This is a genomic window from Rhizobium leguminosarum bv. trifolii WSM2297, from assembly GCF_000271845.1.
Genome location: NZ_JH719395.1, coordinates 4,136,695 through 4,159,085 on the forward strand (window position 1 = coordinate 4,136,695; position 22,391 = coordinate 4,159,085).

The following is a 22,391-nucleotide window of genomic DNA, read 5'->3' on the forward strand; positions in this document are numbered from 1 at the left end:
GCGCAATTTCAGAAACTGTGGTCCAGAGCTGCAGGTCGGCGCACGGAGCAATTCTGCAGCCCATTGAGCTGCCGCGGTCATGACGGCAGCGGTTTGCCGGACTGCTCATTGATTATATATTCGGCGTACCAACTGGGCCACTCGGCATCTCGCTGGCCAGTTCGCTTCTCATGCTCGGCATGGGCGGCCTCGGCGCGGCGAAAGGCGCTCGCCAGTTCGTCCGGGGAGGCGAAGGTCGTCTGCTCTGCGGCTACACGGCCGGGCAGCCGCGCCGTAACCTCCTGCAGCAGCCAGCCGTTACCATCCGGATCGCTGAACGAGGCGTAGGAGCGGTAGCTGCCGCGCGCGGGATCGGCGGCGCGCACCCGAAGCCGGCCGAACAGATAGGGTTCGTCCGGACCGGCATGCACGTCGCCGCCGCCGTGAAATATCTCGCTGACCGCGACGCCATGCTCGAGCAGCTCGTTGCGGGCGGCTTCGATGTCGGAAACGATCAGATAGAGGCCCTGGGCGGAGCCGGGTGCCGCTGCCGTAAGATTCCGGCCGAAGATGACCGAGGCGCCGGAGCCCGGCGGCGTAAACTGGATGGCGCGATAGTCGTCGGGGCCGGCGAAATCGGCGTCGAGCCTCCAGCCAAGGCCGGTGTAAAAGGCCTTGGCACGGTCGACGTCGGAAACGGGGACGACGATGACCTCGAGCTTCATGTCGATGGTCTGCTCTCTTGTGGTTTCAATTGCGTTTGTCATGGCTTTCTCCTTTGCTCGCTGGAGCATGATGCCGAAACGGGTGATTGGTCTTCGCACGTCATCATGCTCTATCTGTTTGATTTTTATTAGGATTCATGCAGGCCGATCGCCTGACATCATCCGGACCTCCGCACCGATCTGAAGGCCGCCCTAAGTTCCCGGGCGAAGATTATCGGTTGTTCCCAGGCTGCGTAGTGGCCGCCCTTGTCCACCTTGTTGTAATAGATGAGGTTGGGGTAGGCGCGTTCCGTCCAGCTCCTCGGCGCCTGATATTGTTCGCTGGGGAAGACCGTCACGGCGACTGGAATGGAGACGCCCTTGGCGTTGAAGAAGCCGCCCCGGTATTCCCAGTAGAGACGCGAGGCGGAGACGCCGGTGTTCGTCAGCCAGTAGAGCGTGATGTCGTCGAGAATTTCGTCACGCGTCAGTTCGCCTGTCGAACTCGTCGTGCGGTTCAGACCCGCGGTCACCGCGGCCGCCGGCTGTGCGTCGGCATCATTATGGTCGAGAAGCCAGGCGGCCAGGCCGACGGGTGAATCGGCAATGCCATACAAGGTCTGCGGGCGCGACGCCATGAACCTGGCGTAGTCGACCTGCTTGAAGGTTCTCACAAGTTGCTCATAGGCGCGCCGTTCCTCGCCAGAGAGATCCGATGGAGGCGGGCTGCCGGCCTGCAGGGCCTTGTCGACGTCTGCCGGCACGGTGGCGGGCATGTTGCTGTGGATCGCCAGCAGTCCGGCCGGATGCTGCAGGCCCATCTGGTCGACGACAAAGGCACCCCAGTCGCCGCCCTGGGCAACGTAGTTGGTATAGCCGAGACGCTTCATCAGTTCCGCCCAGGCGCGCGCCATGCGCTCGGGCCCCCAGCCGGTGGTCGCAGGCTTGCCGGAGAAGCCGTAGCCCGCCATCGACGGGATCACGATATGAAAGGCATCCGAGGCGCTGCCGCCGTGCGCCGTCGGGTTGGTCAGCGGCTCGATGATCTTCAACTGCTCGAAGACGGAGCCCGGCCATCCATGCGTGACGATCAGCGGCAGGGCATTCTCATGCCTAGAGCGGACGTGAATGAAGTGAATGTCCAGCCCGTCGATCTCGGTGATGAACTGGGGAAAGGCGTTGAGTTTGGCCTCGCCCTTGCGCCAGTCATAATCCGTCGCCCAGTAACGCGCGAGCGTCTGCATCGTCGCCAGCTGCATGCCCTGTGACTGATCCGCGACGGTTTCCTTCTCCGGCCAGCGTGTTGCCAGAATGCGCTGGCGCATATCGGCGATTTGCTCGTCCGGGATATTGACCCGGAAGGGGCGGATTGCGTCGGCCGCCGCTGCCGCCCGCAATGTCCGGGGAAGCAGGCTGGTGGCTGCGATGGCGGCCGTTGCGGTCAACAGCTGACGCCGTGTCGGCGATGGCAACGTCGCTGCGACGGCGCTGCTGTGGTGTGTTGATATCTCTCTCATTGTCGTTTCCTTTCGGGTTCGGTACGGAGGAGCTTGCGGGCATTACGCCTCGGGCAAGGCTTCGATCAGTTCGGCTGTTGTCAGGATTTCGTGGGCGAAGGTCGGGCCGTTCAGCTCGTGCGCGGCATGCATCATCTCGTGTGAGAAGGCAGCGGTCGCGTCACGCACCAGGGTCACGTGGTAACCGAGCTCCATGGCGAAGCGGGCGGTGGATTCGATGCAGGTATTGGCGAGCAGTCCGACAACGATCACATGGGTGATGCCCTTTTGCCTCAACTGCATATCGAGGTCGGTATTGGCAAAGCCGCTCTGGCCCCAATGCTCCTTGACGACGATATCGCCGGGTTTCGGCGCGAAGTCGGGATGCCATTCGCCGCCCCATTCGCCGCGGGCGAAGCTGTGGCGCTGCATGATCAGTCGCTGGGTGGGGTTGGGATGGTCCCAATCCTCGTAATCGCCCGGCTCCCATCGCCGGTGCGGGACGATCATCACCTGGATGCCCGCCGCCCGCCCAGTGCGGTCCAGCCGGCGAAGGTTACCCAGAAGATCCACCTCATCGGCGATCGGCTTGATGTTGGGATAGACCTTCCCGCCCTCGGACAGGAAGTCGTTATAGGGATCGACGAGCAGGAATGCGGTCCTCTCGCGGGGATAGCTAACGTCAACCATTGGTCATCTCCTTCGGGTCTGACGCGGTCAGTTGAATTTCCTTCAACGAGACTCTTGGCTATGAAAATCATAGCTACAAGACCCTATGAAAAAGAAAGTTACTATGACCCAGATCGAAGCCGAACCCGAAACCCTTTGCCCCGTCGCCCGCGCCGAGACTGTCGTCGGCGACCGCTGGACGGTGCTGATCCTGCGAGAATTGACGATGCACAGTCATCGCTTCGAAGAGATCCAGGCGCAGACAGGCGCCACGCCGCAAATGATCGCGGCGCGCTTGAAGAAGCTAGAGGCGGATGGGCTGGTCGAGCGGCATGCCTATAGCCAGCGGCCGTTGCGGCATGAATATCGCCTGACGGAGAAGGGCGATGCCTTCTATCCCGTCCTGCTCGCGCTGCGCGCTTGGGGCGAGACATGGTGCAAATCGCCGCAAGAAGGCCGCGCCATCAGCTATACCCACCGGCTCTGCGGCAAGCCGGCAGGCCTTGGCCCAGTCTGCGAGTCCTGCAGCGAACCATTGCGCCGCGAGGACCTCATCGCCGAACAAAATCCTGCATACCGGGCCGAACGCGAAAGACGGTATGAGGCGTTTAAAGCCAACCGGTAACCGGGGAGCCGGAATTTACGGGCACGGCGCCAACGATGGTATCGCGCTGCCGTCTCGATCCTGATGCCACACGTCGGCTCCCCGACAAGGCCTCATGAAACCTTCTGATCACCAAACCGTTATGGTGCTCATGACGGGCGCTAAACTCAATCCGAGATCGGTCGACGGCTTCGAACCGCAAGGTTCCCAAACGTCGTTCGAGGAGAAGGCTACGCCTGTCGAGCCCGTGCCGCCGCCGGAGGTTGACGAACCCAGCCCGGAACTCACGCCCGAGGAGGCCGAGCAGGCGCGCAAGAAATATCTGCTCAAGCGGTTCTGGATCAGCGCGCGCCATTATTGGGGCCGCGGTGGCGACAAGCTCGCCTGGCCGTGCACGCTCGGCCTATTGGCGCTGATCGGCATCAATGTCGCCTTCCAGTACGGAATCAACCTCTGGAACCGAGCAATTTTCGACGCCATCGAGCGACACGATGCCGGCACCGTCTATTTCCTCAGCGCCGTCTTTTTGCCGCTGGTGCTCGGAACCGTCGCCGTTGTCACCACACAGGTCGCCCTGCGCATGATGATCCAGCGCCGCTGGCGTTCCTGGCTGACGACCGCAGTCATCGGGCGTTGGCTGGCAAACGGCCGCTATTATCAGCTGAACCTCATCGGCGGTGACCACAAGAACCCCGAAGCGCGCATTTCGGAGGATTTGCGCATTGCCACCGAAGCCCCTGTCGATTTCATCGCCGGTGTCATATCGGCATTTCTGTCGGCCTCGACCTTTATCGTCGTGCTCTGGACGATCGGCGGGGCGTTGACGCTGCCGATCGCGGGTATGACTGTCACCATTCCCGGCTTTCTCGTCGTCACGGCGGTGCTCTACGCCGCCATCACCTCCAGCTCGATGGCAGTCATCGGCCGCCATTTCATCCAGGTCTCCGAGGCCAAAAATCAAACGGAAGCCGAATTTCGCTATACGCTGACGCATGTCAGGGAAAACGGCGAAAGCATCGCATTGCTCGGCGGTGAAGAGGAGGAGCGCAACGACCTCGACAAGACCTTCACCAAGGTGCTCGGGCAATGGGCGCTCCTTGCCCGCCAGCACATGCGCACAACGCTTGTGTCGCATGGATCGATGCTGATTGCGCCTGTTGTGCCGGTCTTGCTGTGTGCGCCGAAGTTTCTCGAAGGCAGTATGAGCCTGGGACAGGTGATGCAGGCAGCCTCTGCTTTCGCCATCGTTCAGGGCGCGTTCGGATGGCTGGTCGACAACTATCCCCGTCTTGCCGATTGGAACGCCTGCGCACGGCGCATTGCCTCGCTGATGATGTCGCTCGACGGCCTCGAACGCGCCGAACAGAGCGACGCGCTCGGCCGCATCAAGCGCGGCGAAACCGAAGGCGAGGCGATGCTCAGCCTGAACGATCTCTCCGTGTCGCTGGATGACGGCACCGCCGTGGTCAAGGAAACCCAGGTGGCGATCGAACCCGGCGAGCGGGTGCTGGTGGCCGGCGAATCCGGTTCGGGCAAGAGCACCTTGGTGCGGGCGATCGCCGGTCTTTGGCCGTGGGGTGACGGCAGCGTCAATTTCCACGTCGACCGGCGATTGTTCATGCTGCCGCAGCGGCCCTATATCCCTTCCGGCACGCTTCGCCGTGCCGTCGCCTATCCGGGCGCCGCCGATAGCTGGACCTTGGATCAGATCAAGGCGGCCATGGACAAGGTCGGCCTGGATTATCTGAACGCCAAGATCGAAGAAGAGGCGCCGTGGGACCAGACCTTGTCGGGCGGCGAAAAGCAGCGGCTCGCCTTTGCCCGCCTGCTGCTGCACACGCCCGATATCATCGTGCTGGACGAAGCAACCTCGGCACTCGATGAAAAGAGCCAGGACCGGATGATGCAGATGGTGATCGAGGAATTGCCTGAGGTGACGATCATCAGCGTCGCCCATCGCGCCGAGCTTGAAGTCTTCCATAGCCGCAAGATCACCCTGGAGCGGCGTCGGGGCGGCGCCAAGCTCGTCAGTGATGTCGATCTCATCAAGCGCAAGAGAAAACCGAACTTGCTGTCCCGCGTTTTGGAAAACCGCCGCGCCCCGCCAAAGGCGAGCACGGCCTCGAACAAGGACGCGCAGCCCCGGAATGGAAGCTGACGACTGCTTGGTGACGGACATCAATCGCCCAACGAAGGTTCCGGGATCGCCATCTTTGCACTAACCTGCCAGGGGCATTTTCCTCGCGACAGCGGACAAGGCAAGCGCTCTTGGTGTGAAGAAATTCAATATTATATTCAGAACATCGAGATGTTTCAGAAGGTTGCTTTGCGCCGTGACGCAAGAAAAACCAACACTTATTCGCCGCTTGATCTCATTGGTCAAAATCGTGTGGACCGTTTCGATCGTCATTATAGCTGCAGCCGTAGGCGCCAGCTACGGTTGGCAAACTCACGGCTTAGCCGGAGCGTTGGCGCTTGGTTTTGTCGGCCTTGTAGCCGGAGGCTTCCTCAGTTCACCGTCGTTTCTTTTGGAAGCGCTGGCGGCGCTGATTTAACCTTCTTTCGACCTTGAGCTTCAACCTCTGCATTTCGAGAGAATCTCATCGACAACGACGGCGAGCGGACGAGTGGCGTCGATGACCGCACCACAGTTCGGAATGTCTTCTTTCGTTGCATGCAGCCGCACAATCAGCTCCCGTTCGGCAGGTCTTCCGCCAAACTCGTCTTCCGGTCTGCCGGCAAGCCGCCGGTTCAACGTGTCGACATCGACATCGAGAACGAAAACCCCGTCGAGCAAGTCGATAAAGCCGGAAAAGTTTCTGGAACCGCCGCAGAAGAAGGAGATCGCCTTACCTTGATCGGCGATTACGGATCTGACTTTCTCGACATCCCAGATGTGATGCGCTTGCTTCCATTCGAGACTGTCGGCCACGCTGTCGTCGGCAGACAACGGTTCCCCGGTATCGGGATCGCCGACATAAGCCAACTCCCTGTCGCCGTGGATGACGTGGTAACCGCGCCGCTGCAATTCCTCAGCCACCGTTGTTTTGCCGGTGCCGGAAACGCCTTCGATCAAATAGTTTTGACGCCCACTCGTCGATCCCCCTCATCGTCCAGCCAACCGCCTAATGCGACGTCGCCTCGCTGGCGACGGCCGCGCCCTCTTGGCTCCGGCCAGGCCCGACCGGGATCAGCCAGGTGGTGAAGAAGGTCAGCAGGGCGACGACGACCACGCCCCAAAAACTCCAATGCAGGGCCGCATTGAAGACGGGGCGGATCGCCGGGTCGGCGGCGAGTGCTGAAAGCCCGGTCGGCTGGTTCAGCGCCTCGTGCAGGCCGGCCGCCGCCTCGCCGTCCGCATAATGGTTGATGCCGGCATTGAGGATGGCGCCGAGCACGGTGGCGCCGAGCGTATTGCCGAGGCTGCGGGCAAAGATGATCGAGGCGGTGGCGCTGCCGCGCATCGACCATTCGACACTGTCCTGCACCAGCACGATGCTGGTGAGGCTGATCAGCCCCATGCCGAACCCCATGAAGAAGGACCCGGCCCCGGCAAGCGCCGGCGAGCTTTCGGGCGTCAGGAACAGCAGGAAACAGGCGCCGAACGGAAACAGCAGGCTGCCGACACGCAGCGTGCGGCGGATGCCGAACGCCTTGTAGAAGCGGCTGGAAAGCATCACCGCCAGCGGCCAGCCGACGACCAGCATGGTGAGGGTGAAGCCGGCGACGATCGGCGACCGGCCGAGCACGCCCTGCACATAGATCGGCAGGATTGTCGAAAGCCCGATCAGCGCCATGCCGGCCAGCAGGGTTGCCGCATTGCTGGTGGCTATCAGCCTTCGACTCCAGAGCGGGATCGAAATGATCGGCTCCGGCGCCCGCTTCTCCTGGGCGAGGAAGAGAAGCCCGGCGACCACGAAGACGGCAAAGAGCGATATCAGAATCCAGGCGCTGGCATCGGTTTCGGTCAGCATCACCAGCAGCGCCACGATCGAGATCGAAAACAGCGCCGCACCGAGATAGTCGATCTTTGCCTGCTTGTGGGCCACGTCCTCCTTCAGGAAGATCATGAAGGCGATGATCGAGATGATGCCGATCGGCAGGTTGATCCAGAAGATCCAGGCCCAGGAAATATTGTCGACGATGATGCCGCCGGCAAGCGGCCCGACGACGGCCGATGTCGCCCAGACGGTCGCCATCGCGCCCTGCACGCGGCCGCGCTCCTCGAGCTTGAAGAGATCGCCGATGATCGTCATCGTCACCGGTTGGATCGCGCCGGCACCCAACCCCTGCAGCAGCCGGAACAGCACCAGCGACATCATCGACCAGGCAAAACCGCAGAGCAAAGAGCCGACAAGAAAGATCAGGATGCCGCCGATCAGCACCGGCTTGCGCCCGAAAATGTCGGAAAGCTTGCCGTAAATGACCGTCGTTGTCGACTGCGCCAGCAGGAAGGCCGAAAACACCCAGCTGTAATAGGAAAAACCGCCGAGCTGTCCGACGATGCGCGGCATCGCCGTTGCCACGATCGTCGCCTCGATCGCCACCATGAAGGTCGCGAACATAATGGTCGCGACGACAATCACGCGGTTCGAGCGTTGCGCTGCATTCGACATGACGATCCTCTTCGGGTGCTCCGCATGGCCGGAATACGGCAGGCTGGCGGGGTGTGGGACGATGCGCCATATGCGGAGTGACGGGTAGTTTTACGTCCGCGACGGCGAGTCGTAAAGCCGTTCTCGCGGCAGCCGTCATTTTCGTCCTCGCTGCCACCGAAGCGAAGGCCCCGGCGCCTCTCGGCCCAGGGCCTTCATTCTGTCAGCAGGTCAGGCGGCCATCCGCCCTATCCTCACTGCGGGCAGGCCTCGCTGCCCGAGCCGGTATCGGCCGAACCGGCGGTGCAACCCGGCGTCGGCTGGAGATCAGGATTGACCCCACCGGGATTGATCGTACTGCGGTCGCTGTTGAGTTCGACGCCGCCATTGCCGCTCGTGCTGCCGGTGGTGCCGGGATCGGTGCCGACAGAACCGGTGCCCGCCGAGCCCGTGCCGGCGGAGCCGGTACCAGCCGAACCCGCCCCGGAACTGCCCGACCCGCCGATAACAGGCGCCACCGAAAGCCGCCCGCTGGAATTCGCACCGCCGGCCGTCTGCGCCAGCGCCGAGCCGGCAAGGCCGATCGAAAGGAGGGATATTGCGATGAGTTTACAGGACATGATTTTCTCCATCCTTGTTGCCTCAAGGGGAGAAACCTGTTCGGCGGCGGCATGTTCCTGTCGGGGGCTGCGTTTTCACGGTCGTTTGACAGCGGGCGCTGGCCGGGCCCCCTGAATCATTCCTGCCCCCTGCCGGCCAATGCCCGCATCGCGAGTTTGTTGGCGATGTTACACAGCCATCCTCTCATTCGTCATCCATCAAATGAAACTCCCGCGCGGCCTGTGGGCAGAGAAGCCTGAACTGCTCGATCAGCGGCGGCATCCCCGAAGCGCACGATACGTCTGAATTCTCCGGTAATGGGAAAGTGACATGCAGCGGTTTTCCGGCAGAAGGTTCGAAGGATAGGGTGCCTTCGCTGCAATTGGCGGTCGAACGGAAAGTGTCTTTCCCATTCTCTTTTGTGTACATCGCCACGCACTGCTTGACGGTAAGTTTGCCGCCATGGGCTGTGGTCTCCCATCCCGGGTCTCGCTTGCAATATTCCTGGAAGTCGGCCCGAGTGAGCTTGCCTTCCATAACTGCAGTGCTTGAATCGGTGCCGGTCTTACTGACGAGCGTTCCGTTCCATCCAGCACATGAGGCGAGAGGGAACTCCGCTGCCTGCGCAGCGGACAAGCTAAATGTGAAAAGCGCGATGCCTAAAAGCGATGTCCTCATAGATCCTCCTAATCGCTAACCGCCTCTCGTTCGATCGATAACGGTCGCGCATATATAGATGAACGGCAGCCCAGCCCCTTGAGTAAGTAGCTCTCACTGTTGGAGTTTGCCTGCCGCGTGGCGAAAGGGAGACTATAAGGTGGATGCAGAATTTTAAGCGAGGCTTAAAATGATTTTCAGCACACGATTGAAGAAAACTGGTGCCGCTTGCAGGACTCGAACCTGCGACCCCATCATTACGAATGATGTGCTCTACCACCTGAGCTAAAGCGGCATCTTGCGGCCGAACCATGCCGCCCGCGATTTGCATGGCGCTGATACAGCCATTGTCTGAAGATTTCAAGCGCCCTGTCATGCCTTTGGCAAAAAAGAGGGCAGGGCGGGAGCTAGCCCTCGAAATGTGGAATCCAAGGAGATACTGGTGCCGAATCCCCTTGTGGCATGGGCGTTTGGGGCGATTTATCTTGCTGGAAATATCTTCGTGAAGCCGTCTGCGCACTCGCCTCGCAAAACTGTCGCTTAAATTGGGATTTTTTCCGACAAGCAGGGAACCGCAATATGGAAGCGATTATTGAGATCGGGACTGTAAAAGATATTGAGCCATGGGCGCAGCTTCGCATGGCGCTATGGCCGCATCACTCGCTTGACGATCATCGCGCTGAGTTGAGCCAGGCGGTTCTTTCACAGAATGGGGAAGCCGTCGCGTTCATCGCGCGCGATGCCGCGAATGAAGCCGTCGGGTTTGCTGAGGCCACCTTGCGACATGATTATGTGAATGGATGCAGCAGCTCGCCCGTTCTATTCCTCGAAGGGATTTACGTCCGGCCCGTCGACCGGCGAAAGGGTGTCGCACGATTGCTTTGCAATGCCGTTGCCGATTGGGGCAAGCTGCTTGGGTGTATTGAGTTTGGCTCTGACACGCTGCTTGAGAATTCAGCCAGCCATGCGCTGCATACCGCTTTAGGGTTTGAGGAGACACAGCGCGTCGTGTTCTTCCGAAAGCCGCTGTAGGTCGGTTTAAAGGCTAAGCCGGGCGCGGGCGGCCTTGTATTCGGCCTCCAGCCGGTCGACGAGTTTTTCCACCGGCTCGACGGCCTTGATGGCGCTGATGCCCTGGCCGCTGCCCCAGATGTCCTTCCAGGCCTTGGCGCCGCCGACCGCCTGCTCGAAATCCATCTTCGAGACATCGGCTGCTGGCAGGTTGTCGGGGTCCATGCCGGCAGCGACGATCGAGGGCTTCAGATAGTTGCCGTGCACGCCGGTGAAATAGTTGGAATAGACGATATCGGCAGCCACCCCTTCGACGATCGCCTGCTTGTAGGCCTCGGTGGCGCGCGCCTCTTCGGTCGCGATGAAGGGCGAGCCGATATAGGCCATGTCGGCGCCCATCGCTTGCGCGGCGAGGATGGCGCCGCCGGTGGAGATGGCGCCGGCAAGCAGCAGCGGCCCGTCGAACCATTCGCGGATTTCCTGGATCAGCGCAAAGGGTGAAAGCGTGCCTGCATGCCCGCCGGCGCCTGATGCCACCGCAATCAGCCCGTCCGCACCCTTGCGGATGGCCGAATGGGCGTGGCGGTTGTTGATAATGTCGTGCAGCACGATGCCGCCATAGGAATGCACGGCGGCATTGACCTCGGGCACGGCGCCGAGCGAGGAGATCACAACCGGCACCTTGTATTTGACGCAAAGCGAGAGGTCGTGCTCAAGCCGCTTGTTGGACATATGGACGATCTGGTTGACGGCAAAGGGAGCGGCCGGCCTTTCCGGATGGGTGGCGTCGTGGCGGGCGAGTTCTTCGGTGATCTCGGCCAGCCATTCGTCGAGCTGGCTTTCCGGCCGGGCGTTCAGCGCCGGAAACGCCCCGATGACGCCTGCCTTGCATTGCGCCAGTGTCAGCTTCGGATGCGAGATGATGAACAGCGGCGAGCCGATAACCGGCAGTCTCAATCTGTCTTTGAGGATCGGGGGCAGGGCCATGGTTCATCACATCCATTGACGTTTACGAAAACGTCAATCTCTTAACAGAGAAGAAAACGCGATAAAAGAGCGGCTGCCATGCCTTCGCCGATTTCAGCCAGAATACAGAAGCCCGTGAAGGCTGATAGTATAAGGTCGGTGAGCGCCGAAAGCGGCCGATTATCCCTGCCGATCAGCCGAGCCGGGGCTGCGAGACTTGCGATTTGCCGCACTTGCAGATACCGAATTTTGAGAGAGAACGGCGGGGATTGCAGTCCGATGCCGAATTCAAGGTGAAGGACTTGAAGTGAGCGGATTAGAAACGGCCATCAGAACAGCGCTCGACAATTCCGATCGCGACAATCCGGAGGTTCGAGCGAGGATCTATCAGTCGGCCCGCCAGGCGCTTGAAGCCGGCCTCCGTAAGCAGGATATCACCGACACCGAGGTCGTTGCCCATCACCGCCATCGCCTGGAAAGCACCATCCACGCCATCGAAGGCGAGGAGCGCGACCGCCTTCACCCGCGCCAGAGGCCGCCGGAGGTGCCGGTGCCGCCCGTCGTCGAAATGCCGGCGCCGCCGGTTCACCGGGGTGATGTGGCCGATATCGACAACCTCATCGACAGCCCCGTGCCTGCAGGCGAGACCCGCGGCGCCCCCGAGGTCGCCATGCACCGCGGCGACGATTCGAACCTCGATGGCGTGCATGCCGGCCATGCGGATCACCTCGCGGCCGCCCCTGTCGGCGAGGAACGCCTGACGCGCGGCCAACGCGCCACCAACATGGATTTCCGCCCGGAGCGGGCGGCAGGCCGCCGCAAGCCGCGCAAATTCTTTTCGCGGCTGCTCGTCTGGTGCGTGCTGCTCGCCTTCATCGGCATCGGCGCCTGGTGGGCGCATACATCGGGCCTGCTTTTGACGGCGGCCGAGCGCGACACCAGCGTTGCCAATCCGCCGGCCAGCACCCAGCCGGAGGATTTCACCGGCAATGACGACAGCGCCGGAAACGCAGCTCCCCAAGATCAGCCGGTGACCATCGATCCGCAGAACAGTTTTTCGGCCGATTGGATCCCCGTCTTCAAGCCCGACGACGCCGACAAGATCAAAAGCGGTCCGCAGGCCCGCACCGAAAAGATCACCGAGAATGACGGCCCGGCCATCCGCCTGATTTCTGAGAGCGGCGCAGCCGACGGCAATATCGCAATCAGCGTTCCCGCCGCAGTGCTGCAGCAGCTTGCCGGCAAATCCTCGACGATCGCGCTGACGCTGCAATCCACCACCGACGAGCCGACGCAAGTCACCGTCGAGTGCAATTTCCAGTCACTCGGCAATTGCGCCCGCCATCGTTTCAACGTCACCCGGGAAAAGTCGGATGCGCTGCTGCAGGTGAAGTTCGACCGCTCGCTGGCGCCGAATGCGCCGGGCACGCTGACGATCAACAGCGATCTCGACGGCAAGGCGCGCGGCATCAACCTCTTTGCCATCCGCATCCTGCCGGGGCAATAACTCCGCCCCGGCGCAGCCGGTGGCCCAACCCCGGCGCAGCCGGTGGTGCCAGCCCCGGCCGCCGCTGGTCTTTTCAGAAAGCCTATTTCAAGAATCCCGGTCCCGAACCGATAATCTCCTCGTCGACCGTGCCGAGCACCTTCTTGTCCTTGCCGTCATAATCCATCCGGTTCAGCATGTGACGGATGAGTTCGAGGCGCGTCCGCCGCTTGTCGTTGGCGCGGAGCACCGTCCAGGGCGCGAAATCCGTATGGGTTTCCTTCAGCATCCGGTCGCGTTTGTCGCTGTAATCGCCCCATTTCGTCAGCGCGGCGATGTCCATCGATGACAGTTTCCAGACTTTCAGCGGATCGTGCCTGCGGTCGTGGAAGCGCTTCAGCTGCATTTCGCGGCCGATATCGAGGTAGAATTTGAAGAAGAAGATGCCCTCATGGGCGATGATCTTTTCGAGCTGCGGCGCCTGTTTGAGAAAATCCTCATATTGCTGCGGCGTGCAGAAGCCCATGACCGGTTCGACGCCGGCGCGGTTGTACCAGGAGCGGTCGAACAGCACGAATTCGCCTGCGGTCGGGAACTGCGCGACATAACGCTGGAAATACCATTGTCCCTGTTCGCGCTCGGTCGGCTTGGTCAGCGCCACGACGCGCGCGAGGCGGGGGTTCATATTCTCCGAGGAGGCCGAGATCGCGCCGCCCTTGCCGGCCGCATCCCGCCCTTCGAACAGCGCCATCACCCGCTTGCCGGTCGCCTGCAGCCAGAACTGCACCTTGACGAGTTCTACCTGAAGCTTTTCCAGTTGCTCCACATAGTCCTCTTCTTTCAGCTTCTTCTTGTGGGGGAAATCGCCGGATTCAAGCGCGTGTTCCTCCACCCAGTCCGGCAGAACGGGATCGTCGACATCGAAGATGCGCTTCTTTCCGCGGATATCCAGCTCGACCGCCCTGCTTTCGACGTCCTCGGCCATGTGATCCTCCTGCCTCTGATCATTTCTCTCGGAGCAGGCGAACATATTTACCGTTGAAAATCAAATCTTTCGCATTCGGCCGATCATTTTTCGCGGGTTTCGGCTGCGGCCTTTCGCATCGGAGGGCACAGCCCGAAAACTTCTGTCATGAATTGCCGCTATCAGGCAGAGTTCAAATAAAGAAAAACGAATCGACGCCGCGAGGGCACTTGCTAGACGAAACTCCATGGAGAAAAAGCCTGTTGGCGCGCATCCGGCGCGAACGGCCGGTGCTGCTGGCGGCGATCCTCAGCGCCCTTGCCGCGCTTGCCGCCGGCATGAACAAGTGGGTTGTGCTTGGTCTCCTGCTGATCATGATCGTCACCGCGCTTTTCAATGAGGCGCCGGTCATCAAGGATGAACCCGCCGAGCCGGTGGAGATTGCGCCGGAGGCGCCGCCGAGCCGCCTGCCTGAAGTGTCCGCCACGCTCTCGGGCCTCGATATCCCGGTCATGGTGCTGTCGGACGACGCCTCGGTGCTCTTCCAGAACCGGGCTGCCGAGAAGGCCTTCGGCGAGGTGGCGCTCGGCGCCCATATATCGGCCCGCCTGCGCTCGCCGGGTGTGCTCGACATGGTGCGCGAAACCATCGCCACCAACGCCCCGAACCAGATCGAGCATGCCGAGCGGCTGCCTTCCGAGCGCGTCTATATCGTCCGCAGCGCGCCGGTCGAATTTTCGGCCGGAGAGGGCGCGCGCGAGCGTTATTTCATCCTCTCCTTCCGCGATATTTCAGAGGTCCGCCGCATCGACCGCATGCGCTCGGATTTCGTCGCCAATGCCAGCCACGAGCTGCGCACGCCGCTGGCGTCGCTGCGCGGCTTCATCGAGACCATCCAGGGGCCGGCGAAGAACGATCTGAAGGCGCAGGCGCGGTTCCTCGCCATCATGTTCGATCAGACGACGCGCATGAGCCGGCTGGTCGACGACCTGCTGTCGCTCTCGCGGCTGGAACTGAAATCGCATATCGCCCCGGATGAGAAGATCGACCTGGTGCCGCTGCTCGGCCATGTAAGAGATGCGCTGGTGCCGCTGGCTAGCGATGTCGGCGTCGACATCAACTTGCACCTGCCGGAAGGCAAGGTCGAGGTGCTCGGAGACCGCGACGAGCTTGTCCAGGTCTTCGAGAACCTGATGGAAAATGCCTGCAAATACGGCCAGGAGGGCAAGACCGTCGACGTCTGGCTGAAGAACGGCGCCGGCCATCCGGTCGAGGTCAGCATCGTCGACAAGGGTCCGGGCATTCCGGCCGAGCACGTGCCGCGGCTGACCGAGCGCTTCTATCGCGTCAGCATCGAAGACAGCCGCTCGAAAAAAGGCACCGGCCTCGGCCTCGCCATCGTCAAACACATCCTCACCCGCCACCGCGCCCGCCTGATCGTCAAATCGGAAGTCGGCAAGGGTACCGATTTTACGGTGCGTTTCTGACTGGCCGATGGACCGAATGCCTGGAAACGACCGAATTGCGGGTCTTTCTGGTTGCGCGGGATTAATGGCGTGCCGTGTGATATGCCCCTCACCCTAACCCTCTCCCCGCTCGCGGGGCGAGGGGACGTGCCCTGCGAGAGGTTGGCGAGGGACGGAGAGGTTGCGGCATATCCCCTTCGCCCCGCAGGCGGGGGTCCGAAGGACGGGTCGAGACCCGTGGCTCGACCCCGGTCGGTGCCGGCAGGCGGATGAGGGGCAAATTCCACGGAACGAGTTTGATGAAGGGCGCCCTACAACCGGTCGACCATTTCTGACCGTTTTTGCAATGCTAGGTAGATTAACGATCAAGCTCCGCTGCTTTTCGACACGTTCGACCGATGTCATCAGAATTTTACATTTAATATCAAACACATAAACTGTCACAAATGTTTCACCGATTTGACATAAAAGGACGAGGCTTAAAGCGTTAAGAGAGTCCCGCCGATGAAAAAAGGCACTGCGAGGGCCTCTCTAAAGGCCGCACTCACACAAGCCCAAATGCCGGGAGATTTCTAATGAACACCTTCAAGCTCACCGTTGCCGCGCTCGCTGCAACTGCTGCTTTCGCTGGCGCTGCCGTCGCCCGCGACCAAATTCAGGTTGCTGGTTCGTCCACCGTCCTGCCTTACGCAAAGATCGTTGCCGAGTCCTTCGGCGAAACCTTCACCAACTTCAAGACGCCGGTCGTTGAATCCGGCGGCACGGGCGCTGGTCTGAAGGAATTCTGCAAGGGCGTCGGCGAAGACACCATCGACGTTGCAAACGCTTCGCGTCCGATCAACAAGAACGAAGCCGAAGCCTGCAAGGCTGCCGGCGTGACCGACATCCAGGAAGTCAAGATCGGTTATGACGGCATCGTCTTCGCAACCGACGCTTCCAACCCGGATGTTGCCTACGTTCCTGCAGACATCTACAAGGCCCTCGCAGCCCAGGTCGTCGTCGACGGCAAGCTCGTTGCCAACCCTTACAAGAAGTGGTCGGAAGTCAACCCGAAGCTTCCCGCTGTTGATATCGCTGCCTATATCCCGGGCGAAAAGCACGGCACCCGCGAAGTCTTCGAACAGAACGTTCTCGCCGCCGGCTGCAAGGCTTCTGGTGCTGTCGACGTCATCGCCAAGGAAATCTCCGACAAGGCTGCCCAGGGCAAGGCTTGCGTCGCAGTTCGCAAGGACGGCGCTGCAGTCGACATCGACGGCGACTATCCGGAAACCCTCGCACGCATCGCCGCCAACAAGACCGGCGTCGGCGTATTCGGCCTTTCCTTCTATGAAAACAACGCCGACAAGCTCAAGGTTGCCAGCGTCAACGGCATCGTTCCGTCGACCGAAACCATCGCCAACGGCACCTACCCCGTTTCCCGCCCGCTGTTCTTCTACGTCAAGAAGGCGCATCTCGGCGCCGTTCCGGGCCTGAAGGAATACGTCAACTTCTTCGTATCCGACCAGATGATCGGCCCTGACGGCCCGCTCGCTGAGTACGGCCTGGTTGCCGCTCCGGATGCCGAACGCGACGCGATCCGCAAGGACGTCGAAGCCGGTAAGTCCATGTAATGACTTTGCCGGCGCGGTGTTTCAAAACCCGCGCCGGCATTGCCTTATCCCCTAGCGCGCCGGCCTTTCCGCTGCCGCAGGGTTGAATTCATTCCGCATGATTGGAAGCCGAAGGCAGGCTGATGAAGCTGCTGGGCTTTGGGGGCTACGGGCCTGGGGACGTAACGAATGAGCACATCCATCATACTTTTGTGCCTTGTGGTGATCGGTGCCGCCGCCTATCTGGTCGCGCGCAGCCGGGCCACGGCCCTTGCCGGCGGCAGATCCTCGGCATTGCATTCACGGCCGGCCTATTACGGCGCCTATGCGGCGATCTGGGCAGTTCTTCCCGCCCTCATCGTCCTCTGCGTCTGGCTCTCGGTCAGCCCCGGCATCATCCAGTCCTCGGTTCGCAGCGCTTTCCCCGCCGACGTCAAGGCGCAAGCCGCCGTCGAACAGGATCTCGGCTATTCCATGGTGGCAACGGTTGCCCGCGGCCTGACGATGCTGACATCAGATGAAACCGCAGCGGTCGCCGGCGATCCGGCGGCACTCCAGGCCAAGCTCAGCGAAAAGGGCGTGCCGCTTGCCGGCCAACCCCAGCCTTACATGCTCGACGCCGCCAAGAAGCTTAACACCATGAGCATGACGAGCCGCCTTGCCATGACGGCGGTCGTCTTCATTCTCGCCGTTGCCGGCGCCTTCTACGCGCTGCGCGCCATCGCGCCCCGCTTCCGCGCCCGCAATCGCGTCGAACGCGTCATGCTCTGTGGCCTGCTGCTCGCCTCGTCGATCGCCATCCTGACGACGATCGGCATCGTACTGTCGATGCTGTCGGAGGCCGCGCGCTTCTTTGCCGCCGTTCCCGCCGCCGACTTCTTCTTCGGCACCGTCTGGGATCCGCGTTTTGCCGGCGCCGGCAGCTCGTCGTTCGGCCAGTTCGGCCTCATCCCGCTGTTGCTCGGCACGCTCTATATCGGTCTGGTCGCCATGCTGGTCGCCGTGCCGGTCGGGCTCTTCGCCGCCATCTACATGGCCGAATACGCCTCGCCGAAGGTGCGCGGGGTCGCCAAGCCGCTGCTCGAAGTGCTCGCCGGCATTCCGACGATCGTCTACGGCTTCTTCGCGCTCGTCACCGTCGGCCCGTTCCTGCGCGATTTCTCCGCGCAGATCAGCGGCCTGCTCTCCGGCAACTACACCAACTTCATTCAGGCGCAGAGCGTTCTGACCGCCGGTATCGTTATGGGCATCATGCTGATCCCCTACGTCTCCTCGCTGTCGGACGACATCATCACCGCCGTGCCGCGGGCGCTGCGTGACGGTTCGCTCGGTCTTGGCGCCACGCGCTCCGAAACCATCAAGAAGGTGGTCTTGCCGGCAGCCCTTCCCGGCATCGTCGGCGCATTGTTGATGACGGCCTCGCGCGCCATCGGCGAAACCATGATCGTCGTGCTGGCCGCCGGTGTCGCCGCGCGCATCCAGATCAATCCCTTCGAGCCGATGACGACGGTGACCGTCAAGATCGTCAACCAGCTGACCGGCGACCTCGAGTTCACCTCGCCGCAGACGCTGGTTGCCTTCGCCCTTGGCATCACGCTGTTCTGCATCACGCTTTGCCTCAACATCTATGCGCTCTACATCGTGCGCAAATACCGGGAGCAGTACGAATGACGGATATTGTTTCTCCCACAACAGGCGTCACCGTCTCCAAGGCGCCAGCGCGCCGCGATATCGGCATCAAGCGTCGCTACGCCGCCGAGCGCCGGTTCCAGGCCTATGGCATCGCTGCCATCACCTTCGGTCTCGTCTTCCTGTTCATCCTGCTGTGGACGGTGATCGGCAAAGGCTACACCGCCTTCCAGCAGACGGCGATCACCCTGCCGATCGAATTTACCGAGAAGACGATCGACCCTAACAATAAGCGTGCGACCGACCCTTCGGTGCTGATTGCCGCCAACTATCCGGTCCTGCTGCGCGACGCGATCGTCAAGCAGCTGAACATCAATGCTTCAAGCCGTCCCGACGTGCGTGATGCATCCGCCATGCTCTCCAAGGGTGCGCCGGTCCAGCTGCGCGACATGGTCGTCGCCGATCCGTCGATCATCGGCAAGACGGTCAACGTCACCGTGCTCGCCGACGCCAACGTCGATAGCGCCAACAAGGGCCAGATCGACCTTTCGGCCGATGAGAAGAACCGCAAGGTCAACGACAAGCAGGTCGGCTGGATGAACGAGCTGAAGGCGAGCGGCGCTCTCAGCAAGCAGTTCAACACCGGCCTCTTCGTCAACGGCAACTCCAGCCGTCCGGAAGCTGCGGGCCTTGGCGTTGCCCTCATCGGCTCGCTCTACCTGATGCTGATCGTGCTGGTGCTCGCTCTGCCGATCGGCGTGGCCGCCTCGATCTATCTCGAGGAGTTTGCGCCGAAGAACAAGCTGACGGACCTGATCGAGGTCAACATCAACAACCTCGCCGCGGTGCCTTCGATCGTCTACGGTCTGCTCGGCCTTTCCGTCTTCATCAACTTCATCGGCTTGCCGCGTTCGGCTTCGCTGGTCGGCGGCCTGGTGCTGACGCTGATGACCCTGCCGACGATCATCATCGCCACCCGCGCCGCCCTGCGCGCCGTGCCGCCGTCGATCCGCGCCGCAGCCCTCGGCCTCGGCGCCTCGAAGATGCAGATGGTCTTCCACCATGTTCTGCCGCTTGCCATGCCCGGCATCCTCACCGGCACGATCATCGGCCTGGCGCACGCGCTCGGCGAAACCGCGCCGCTACTCCTGATCGGCATGGTCGCCTTCGTCGCCAATGCGCCGACGACGCCGCTCGATCCCTCGACGGCTCTGCCCGTGCAGGTCTATATGTGGGCGAACGAGGCGGAACGCGCCTTCGTCGAGCGTACTTCGGGTGCCATCATCGTCCTGCTCCTGTTCCTGATCGTCATGAACATGGGCGCCATCCTCTTGCGTCGTCGCTTCGAGCGCCGCTGGTAAACGGAGTTAAGATCATGAACATGTTGACCGAAGCTGCAGTTGAAAAGGCGCTGGATCAGAAGATGAGCACCGTCCCTTATAAGATGATCGGCCAGGACGTCTCGGTTTACTACGGCGAAAAGCGCGCGCTTTTCGACGTGAACCTGAACATCCGCGAAAACACCGTCACCGCATTGATCGGCCCGTCCGGCTGCGGCAAGTCGACCTTCCTGCGGAGCCTCAACCGCATGAACGACACGATCGACGGCTGCCGCGTCACCGGCAAGATCACCCTTGATACCGACGATATCTATGATCCCGATATCGACGTCGTCGAACTTCGTGCCCGCGTCGGCATGGTCTTCCAGAAGCCGAACCCGTTCCCGAAGACGATCTATGAAAACGTCTCCTACGGCCCGCGCATCCATGGTCTGGCCAAGTCGAAGGCCGATCTCGACCAGATCGTCGAGACCAGCCTGCAGCGCGCCGGCCTCTGGAACGAGGTCAAGGACCGCGTGCATGAATCCGGCACCGGCCTGTCGGGCGGTCAGCAGCAGCGCCTCTGCATTGCGCGCGCCGTCGCCGTCAGCCCCGAAGTTATCCTGATGGACGAGCCCTGCTCGGCGCTCGACCCGATCGCCACCGCCAAGGTCGAGGAACTGATCCACGAACTGCGCGAGAACTACACGATCGTCATCGTCACCCACTCCATGCAGCAGGCGGCGCGCGTCTCGCAGCGCACCGCCATGTTCCACCTCGGCAATCTGGTCGAGGAGAACGACACCGACAAGATGTTCACCAATCCCGACGATCCGCGCACCCAGGACTACATCATGGGTCGCTTCGGCTGATTTTGGCGACACCAAGCCTTCCCGTTATTCGAGGACAAAGCCCATGGCATCGACACATATTTTTTCTGCCTATGATGATGATCTGAAATTCCTGTCCAGGCGGATTTCCGAAATGGGCGGCCTGGCCGAGCAGATGGTCAGCGAGGCCGTCCGGGCGCTCGTCAATGGCGATACCGCGCTGGCGCAGAAGGTCATATCAGACGATGTGATACTCGATCACGCGGAGCGCGAAATCGGCGACAAGGCGATCGTCACCATCGCCCGCCGTCAGCCGATGGCCTCGGACCTGCGTGAAATCATGGGTTCGATCCGTATTGCCGCCGACCTCGAACGCGTCGGCGACCTCGGCAAGAACACCGCCAAGCGCGTCATCGCCGTGCAGAGCACCGGCGTTCCCCGCAAGCTCGCCCGCGGTCTCGAGCATCTGTCCGAGCTGGCGCTTGTCCAGCTCAAGGAAGTGCTCGACGTCTACACGACGCGCGCCGCCGACAAGGCCAATGCGATCCGTGAACGCGACAACGAGATCGACGCGATGTACACCTCGCTGTTCCGCGAGCTCTTGACCTACATGATGGAAGATCCGCGCAACATCACCAGCTGCACGCATCTTCTGTTCTGCGCCAAGAACATCGAGCGCATCGGCGACCACGCCACCAACATCGCCGAGACGATCTATTACATGGCAACCGGCGCACAGCCGGAAGGCGACCGTCCGAAGGACGATAGCGCCAACACCGTCGGCGCGGTGACCGAATAACCGCCCGGACCCGTCAATTGCGTGCGCGCCCGTCCGGGGCGCGCAAAGAGGTCGCAGCCAATTTTCTGATTTTGCGCAGGATGCATTGCTTAAATCACCCCTGGTTTAAGGATCATGCGCGAGGAGACCGACACGCATGATCCCGAGAGTTGCAGTTGTTGAAGACGAGGAGGCGCTCAGCGTGCTTCTTCGCTACAATCTCGAAGCGGAAGGCTTCGAGGTCGATACCATCCTTCGTGGCGACGAAGCCGAAATCAGGCTTCAGGAACGCACGCCCGACCTTCTCATCCTCGATTGGATGCTGCCCGGCGTCTCCGGCATCGAGCTTTGCCGGCGCCTGCGCATGCGGCCGGAAACCGAGCGCCTGCCGATCATCATGCTGACGGCGCGGGGCGAAGAGAGCGAACGGGTCCGTGGGCTTTCCACAGGGGCCGACGATTATGTCGTCAAGCCGTTCTCGACCCCGGAACTCGTCGCCCGCGTCAAGGCGATGCTGCGCCGCGCCCGCCCCGAGGTACTGTCGACCGTGCTGAAATGCGGCGATATCGAACTCGACCGCGAAACCCATCGCGTCCACCGCAAGAGCCGCGAAGTCCGCCTCGGCCCCACCGAATTCCGCCTGCTGGAATTCCTGATGTCGTCGCCGGGCCGGGTCTTCTCCCGCTCGCAGCTCTTGGATGGCGTCTGGGGCCACGACATCTATGTCGACGAACGCACCGTCGACGTCCATGTCGGCCGCCTGCGCAAGGCGCTGAACTTCTCCAACATGCAAGACGTCATCCGCACCGTCCGTGGCGCCGGTTATTCGATGGAAGCCTGAGGGGTTTCTGCGGAAGCGTCGCGAGCGCGGATGGCTGCCCCTTGCATGTTCAATTCGCACTAATTGTTGGATGATTGGTGTGCGCTCCGGCGGATGGCCATCCGCCGGAGCGCGGACGGCCGGGACCGCAAGCCCCTTGGCTAGAACCGGGGATGAGATTGGTCCGGCCGTCCTCGCGTTTGTCCTGAACAGATGATGGGGAGCAAGT

Annotated in this window: 21 protein-coding genes and 1 tRNA gene; 12 read left to right on the forward strand and 10 right to left on the reverse strand. The window is 61.6% G+C overall.

The features are described from left to right. Positions 1 to 77: 77 nt before the first annotated feature. The 3 genes from RLEG4DRAFT_RS35230 to RLEG4DRAFT_RS35240 all read right to left on the reverse strand — a co-directional run bounded on the left by RLEG4DRAFT_RS35230 (position 78) and on the right by RLEG4DRAFT_RS35240 (position 2,869). Positions 78 to 746, reverse strand: coding sequence for a VOC family protein (locus RLEG4DRAFT_RS35230; protein ID WP_003584011.1), 669 nt, complete (start codon positions 744 to 746; stop codon positions 78 to 80). A 116-nt stretch (positions 747 to 862) separates the two neighbouring features. Beyond that, positions 863 to 2,200, reverse strand: a complete 1,338-nt coding sequence (locus RLEG4DRAFT_RS35235; protein ID WP_003584013.1) for an epoxide hydrolase family protein — start codon at positions 2,198 to 2,200, stop codon at positions 863 to 865. Between the two features lie 42 nt (positions 2,201 to 2,242). After that, the gene (locus RLEG4DRAFT_RS35240) at positions 2,243 to 2,869 is read right to left on the reverse strand and encodes an isochorismatase family cysteine hydrolase (protein WP_003584015.1); all 627 of its coding nucleotides are present in this window, start codon (positions 2,867 to 2,869) and stop codon (positions 2,243 to 2,245) included. 85 nt (positions 2,870 to 2,954) lie between these two features. Here RLEG4DRAFT_RS35240 and RLEG4DRAFT_RS35245 point away from each other — a divergent pair, with 85 nt between their 5' ends. The 3 genes from RLEG4DRAFT_RS35245 (at position 2,955) to RLEG4DRAFT_RS39575 (ending at position 6,007) form a co-directional block, all read left to right on the forward strand. Next, the gene (locus RLEG4DRAFT_RS35245) at positions 2,955 to 3,473 is read left to right on the forward strand and encodes a winged helix-turn-helix transcriptional regulator (protein ID WP_003584017.1); all 519 of its coding nucleotides are present in this window, start codon (positions 2,955 to 2,957) and stop codon (positions 3,471 to 3,473) included. 130 nt (positions 3,474 to 3,603) lie between these two features. Next, a complete protein-coding gene (locus RLEG4DRAFT_RS35250) occupies positions 3,604 to 5,610 on the forward strand; it encodes an ABC transporter ATP-binding protein/permease (protein WP_037095017.1) in 2,007 nt (668 codons plus the stop codon). A gap of 175 nt (positions 5,611 to 5,785) precedes the next feature. Beyond that, positions 5,786 to 6,007 carry a hypothetical protein gene (locus RLEG4DRAFT_RS39575; RefSeq protein ID WP_245278004.1) on the forward strand — a complete coding sequence of 74 codons (222 nt, stop codon included), beginning with the start codon at positions 5,786 to 5,788 and terminating at the stop codon, positions 6,005 to 6,007. A gap of 20 nt (positions 6,008 to 6,027) precedes the next feature. Here RLEG4DRAFT_RS39575 and RLEG4DRAFT_RS35255 read toward each other — a convergent pair whose 3' ends face one another. From RLEG4DRAFT_RS35255 to RLEG4DRAFT_RS35275, 5 genes are all read right to left on the reverse strand, one after another. Continuing rightward, positions 6,028 to 6,528: an AAA family ATPase gene (locus RLEG4DRAFT_RS35255; protein ID WP_003584021.1), complete on the reverse strand. Its 501-nt coding sequence runs from the start codon at positions 6,526 to 6,528 to the stop codon at positions 6,028 to 6,030. A 49-nt stretch (positions 6,529 to 6,577) separates the two neighbouring features. Next, positions 6,578 to 8,068 carry an MDR family MFS transporter gene (locus tag RLEG4DRAFT_RS35260; protein ID WP_003584023.1) on the reverse strand — a complete coding sequence of 497 codons (1,491 nt, stop codon included), beginning with the start codon at positions 8,066 to 8,068 and terminating at the stop codon, positions 6,578 to 6,580. A 233-nt stretch (positions 8,069 to 8,301) separates the two neighbouring features. Continuing rightward, positions 8,302 to 8,667 carry a hypothetical protein gene (locus RLEG4DRAFT_RS35265; protein WP_037094531.1) on the reverse strand — a complete coding sequence of 122 codons (366 nt, stop codon included), beginning with the start codon at positions 8,665 to 8,667 and terminating at the stop codon, positions 8,302 to 8,304. A 184-nt stretch (positions 8,668 to 8,851) separates the two neighbouring features. Continuing rightward, complete coding sequence (locus tag RLEG4DRAFT_RS35270) at positions 8,852 to 9,325, reverse strand: hypothetical protein (RefSeq protein WP_003584027.1); 474 nt, start codon at positions 9,323 to 9,325, stop codon at positions 8,852 to 8,854. Between the two features lie 198 nt (positions 9,326 to 9,523). Next, a tRNA-Thr gene (locus RLEG4DRAFT_RS35275) sits at positions 9,524 to 9,599 on the reverse strand. Between the two features lie 284 nt (positions 9,600 to 9,883). Between RLEG4DRAFT_RS35275 and aac(6') the strand changes: the two genes are divergently transcribed. Next, positions 9,884 to 10,336 carry an aminoglycoside 6'-N-acetyltransferase gene (gene aac(6'), locus RLEG4DRAFT_RS35280; RefSeq protein ID WP_003584029.1) on the forward strand — a complete coding sequence of 151 codons (453 nt, stop codon included), beginning with the start codon at positions 9,884 to 9,886 and terminating at the stop codon, positions 10,334 to 10,336. A gap of 6 nt (positions 10,337 to 10,342) precedes the next feature. Here aac(6') and RLEG4DRAFT_RS35285 read toward each other — a convergent pair whose 3' ends face one another. Next, positions 10,343 to 11,302: an NAD(P)H-dependent flavin oxidoreductase gene (locus RLEG4DRAFT_RS35285; RefSeq protein ID WP_003584031.1), complete on the reverse strand. Its 960-nt coding sequence runs from the start codon at positions 11,300 to 11,302 to the stop codon at positions 10,343 to 10,345. Between the two features lie 286 nt (positions 11,303 to 11,588). On the opposite strand from RLEG4DRAFT_RS35285, the gene RLEG4DRAFT_RS35290 reads away from it, so the two are divergent. Further along, positions 11,589 to 12,788, forward strand: coding sequence for a hypothetical protein (locus RLEG4DRAFT_RS35290; protein WP_003584033.1), 1,200 nt, complete (start codon positions 11,589 to 11,591; stop codon positions 12,786 to 12,788). A gap of 82 nt (positions 12,789 to 12,870) precedes the next feature. Here the strand turns inward: RLEG4DRAFT_RS35290 and ppk2 are convergent, their stop codons facing one another. Further along, a complete protein-coding gene (gene ppk2, locus RLEG4DRAFT_RS35295; RefSeq protein ID WP_003584035.1) occupies positions 12,871 to 13,752 on the reverse strand; it encodes a polyphosphate kinase 2 in 882 nt (293 codons plus the stop codon). Positions 13,753 to 13,994: 242 nt separating this feature from the next. Here ppk2 and phoR point away from each other — a divergent pair, with 242 nt between their 5' ends. From phoR to phoB, 7 genes are all read left to right on the forward strand, one after another. Further along, positions 13,995 to 15,218 carry a phosphate regulon sensor histidine kinase PhoR gene (phoR, locus tag RLEG4DRAFT_RS35300; protein ID WP_003584037.1) on the forward strand — a complete coding sequence of 408 codons (1,224 nt, stop codon included), beginning with the start codon at positions 13,995 to 13,997 and terminating at the stop codon, positions 15,216 to 15,218. Positions 15,219 to 15,772: 554 nt separating this feature from the next. Then, positions 15,773 to 16,807, forward strand: coding sequence for a substrate-binding domain-containing protein (locus RLEG4DRAFT_RS35305; RefSeq protein ID WP_003584038.1), 1,035 nt, complete (start codon positions 15,773 to 15,775; stop codon positions 16,805 to 16,807). 168 nt (positions 16,808 to 16,975) lie between these two features. Continuing rightward, positions 16,976 to 18,457 (forward strand): phosphate ABC transporter permease subunit PstC, encoded by a 1,482-nt coding sequence (pstC, locus tag RLEG4DRAFT_RS35310; RefSeq protein ID WP_003584039.1) that lies wholly within the window; start codon positions 16,976 to 16,978, stop codon positions 18,455 to 18,457. Next, entirely contained in the window at positions 18,454 to 19,776 is a 1,323-nt protein-coding gene (pstA, locus tag RLEG4DRAFT_RS35315; RefSeq protein ID WP_003584040.1) for a phosphate ABC transporter permease PstA, read from the forward strand. The genes pstC and pstA overlap by 4 nt, the downstream gene beginning before the upstream one ends. A gap of 14 nt (positions 19,777 to 19,790) precedes the next feature. Then, positions 19,791 to 20,606, forward strand: coding sequence for a phosphate ABC transporter ATP-binding protein PstB (gene pstB / locus RLEG4DRAFT_RS35320; protein ID WP_003584041.1), 816 nt, complete (start codon positions 19,791 to 19,793; stop codon positions 20,604 to 20,606). A 43-nt stretch (positions 20,607 to 20,649) separates the two neighbouring features. Beyond that, positions 20,650 to 21,363, forward strand: a complete 714-nt coding sequence (gene phoU, locus RLEG4DRAFT_RS35325; RefSeq protein ID WP_003584042.1) for a phosphate signaling complex protein PhoU — start codon at positions 20,650 to 20,652, stop codon at positions 21,361 to 21,363. A gap of 136 nt (positions 21,364 to 21,499) precedes the next feature. Then, on the forward strand, positions 21,500 to 22,183 hold the full coding sequence (phoB, locus tag RLEG4DRAFT_RS35330) for a phosphate regulon transcriptional regulator PhoB (RefSeq protein WP_003570612.1): 684 nt from the start codon (positions 21,500 to 21,502) through the stop codon (positions 22,181 to 22,183). Positions 22,184 to 22,391 lie beyond the last annotated feature (208 nt).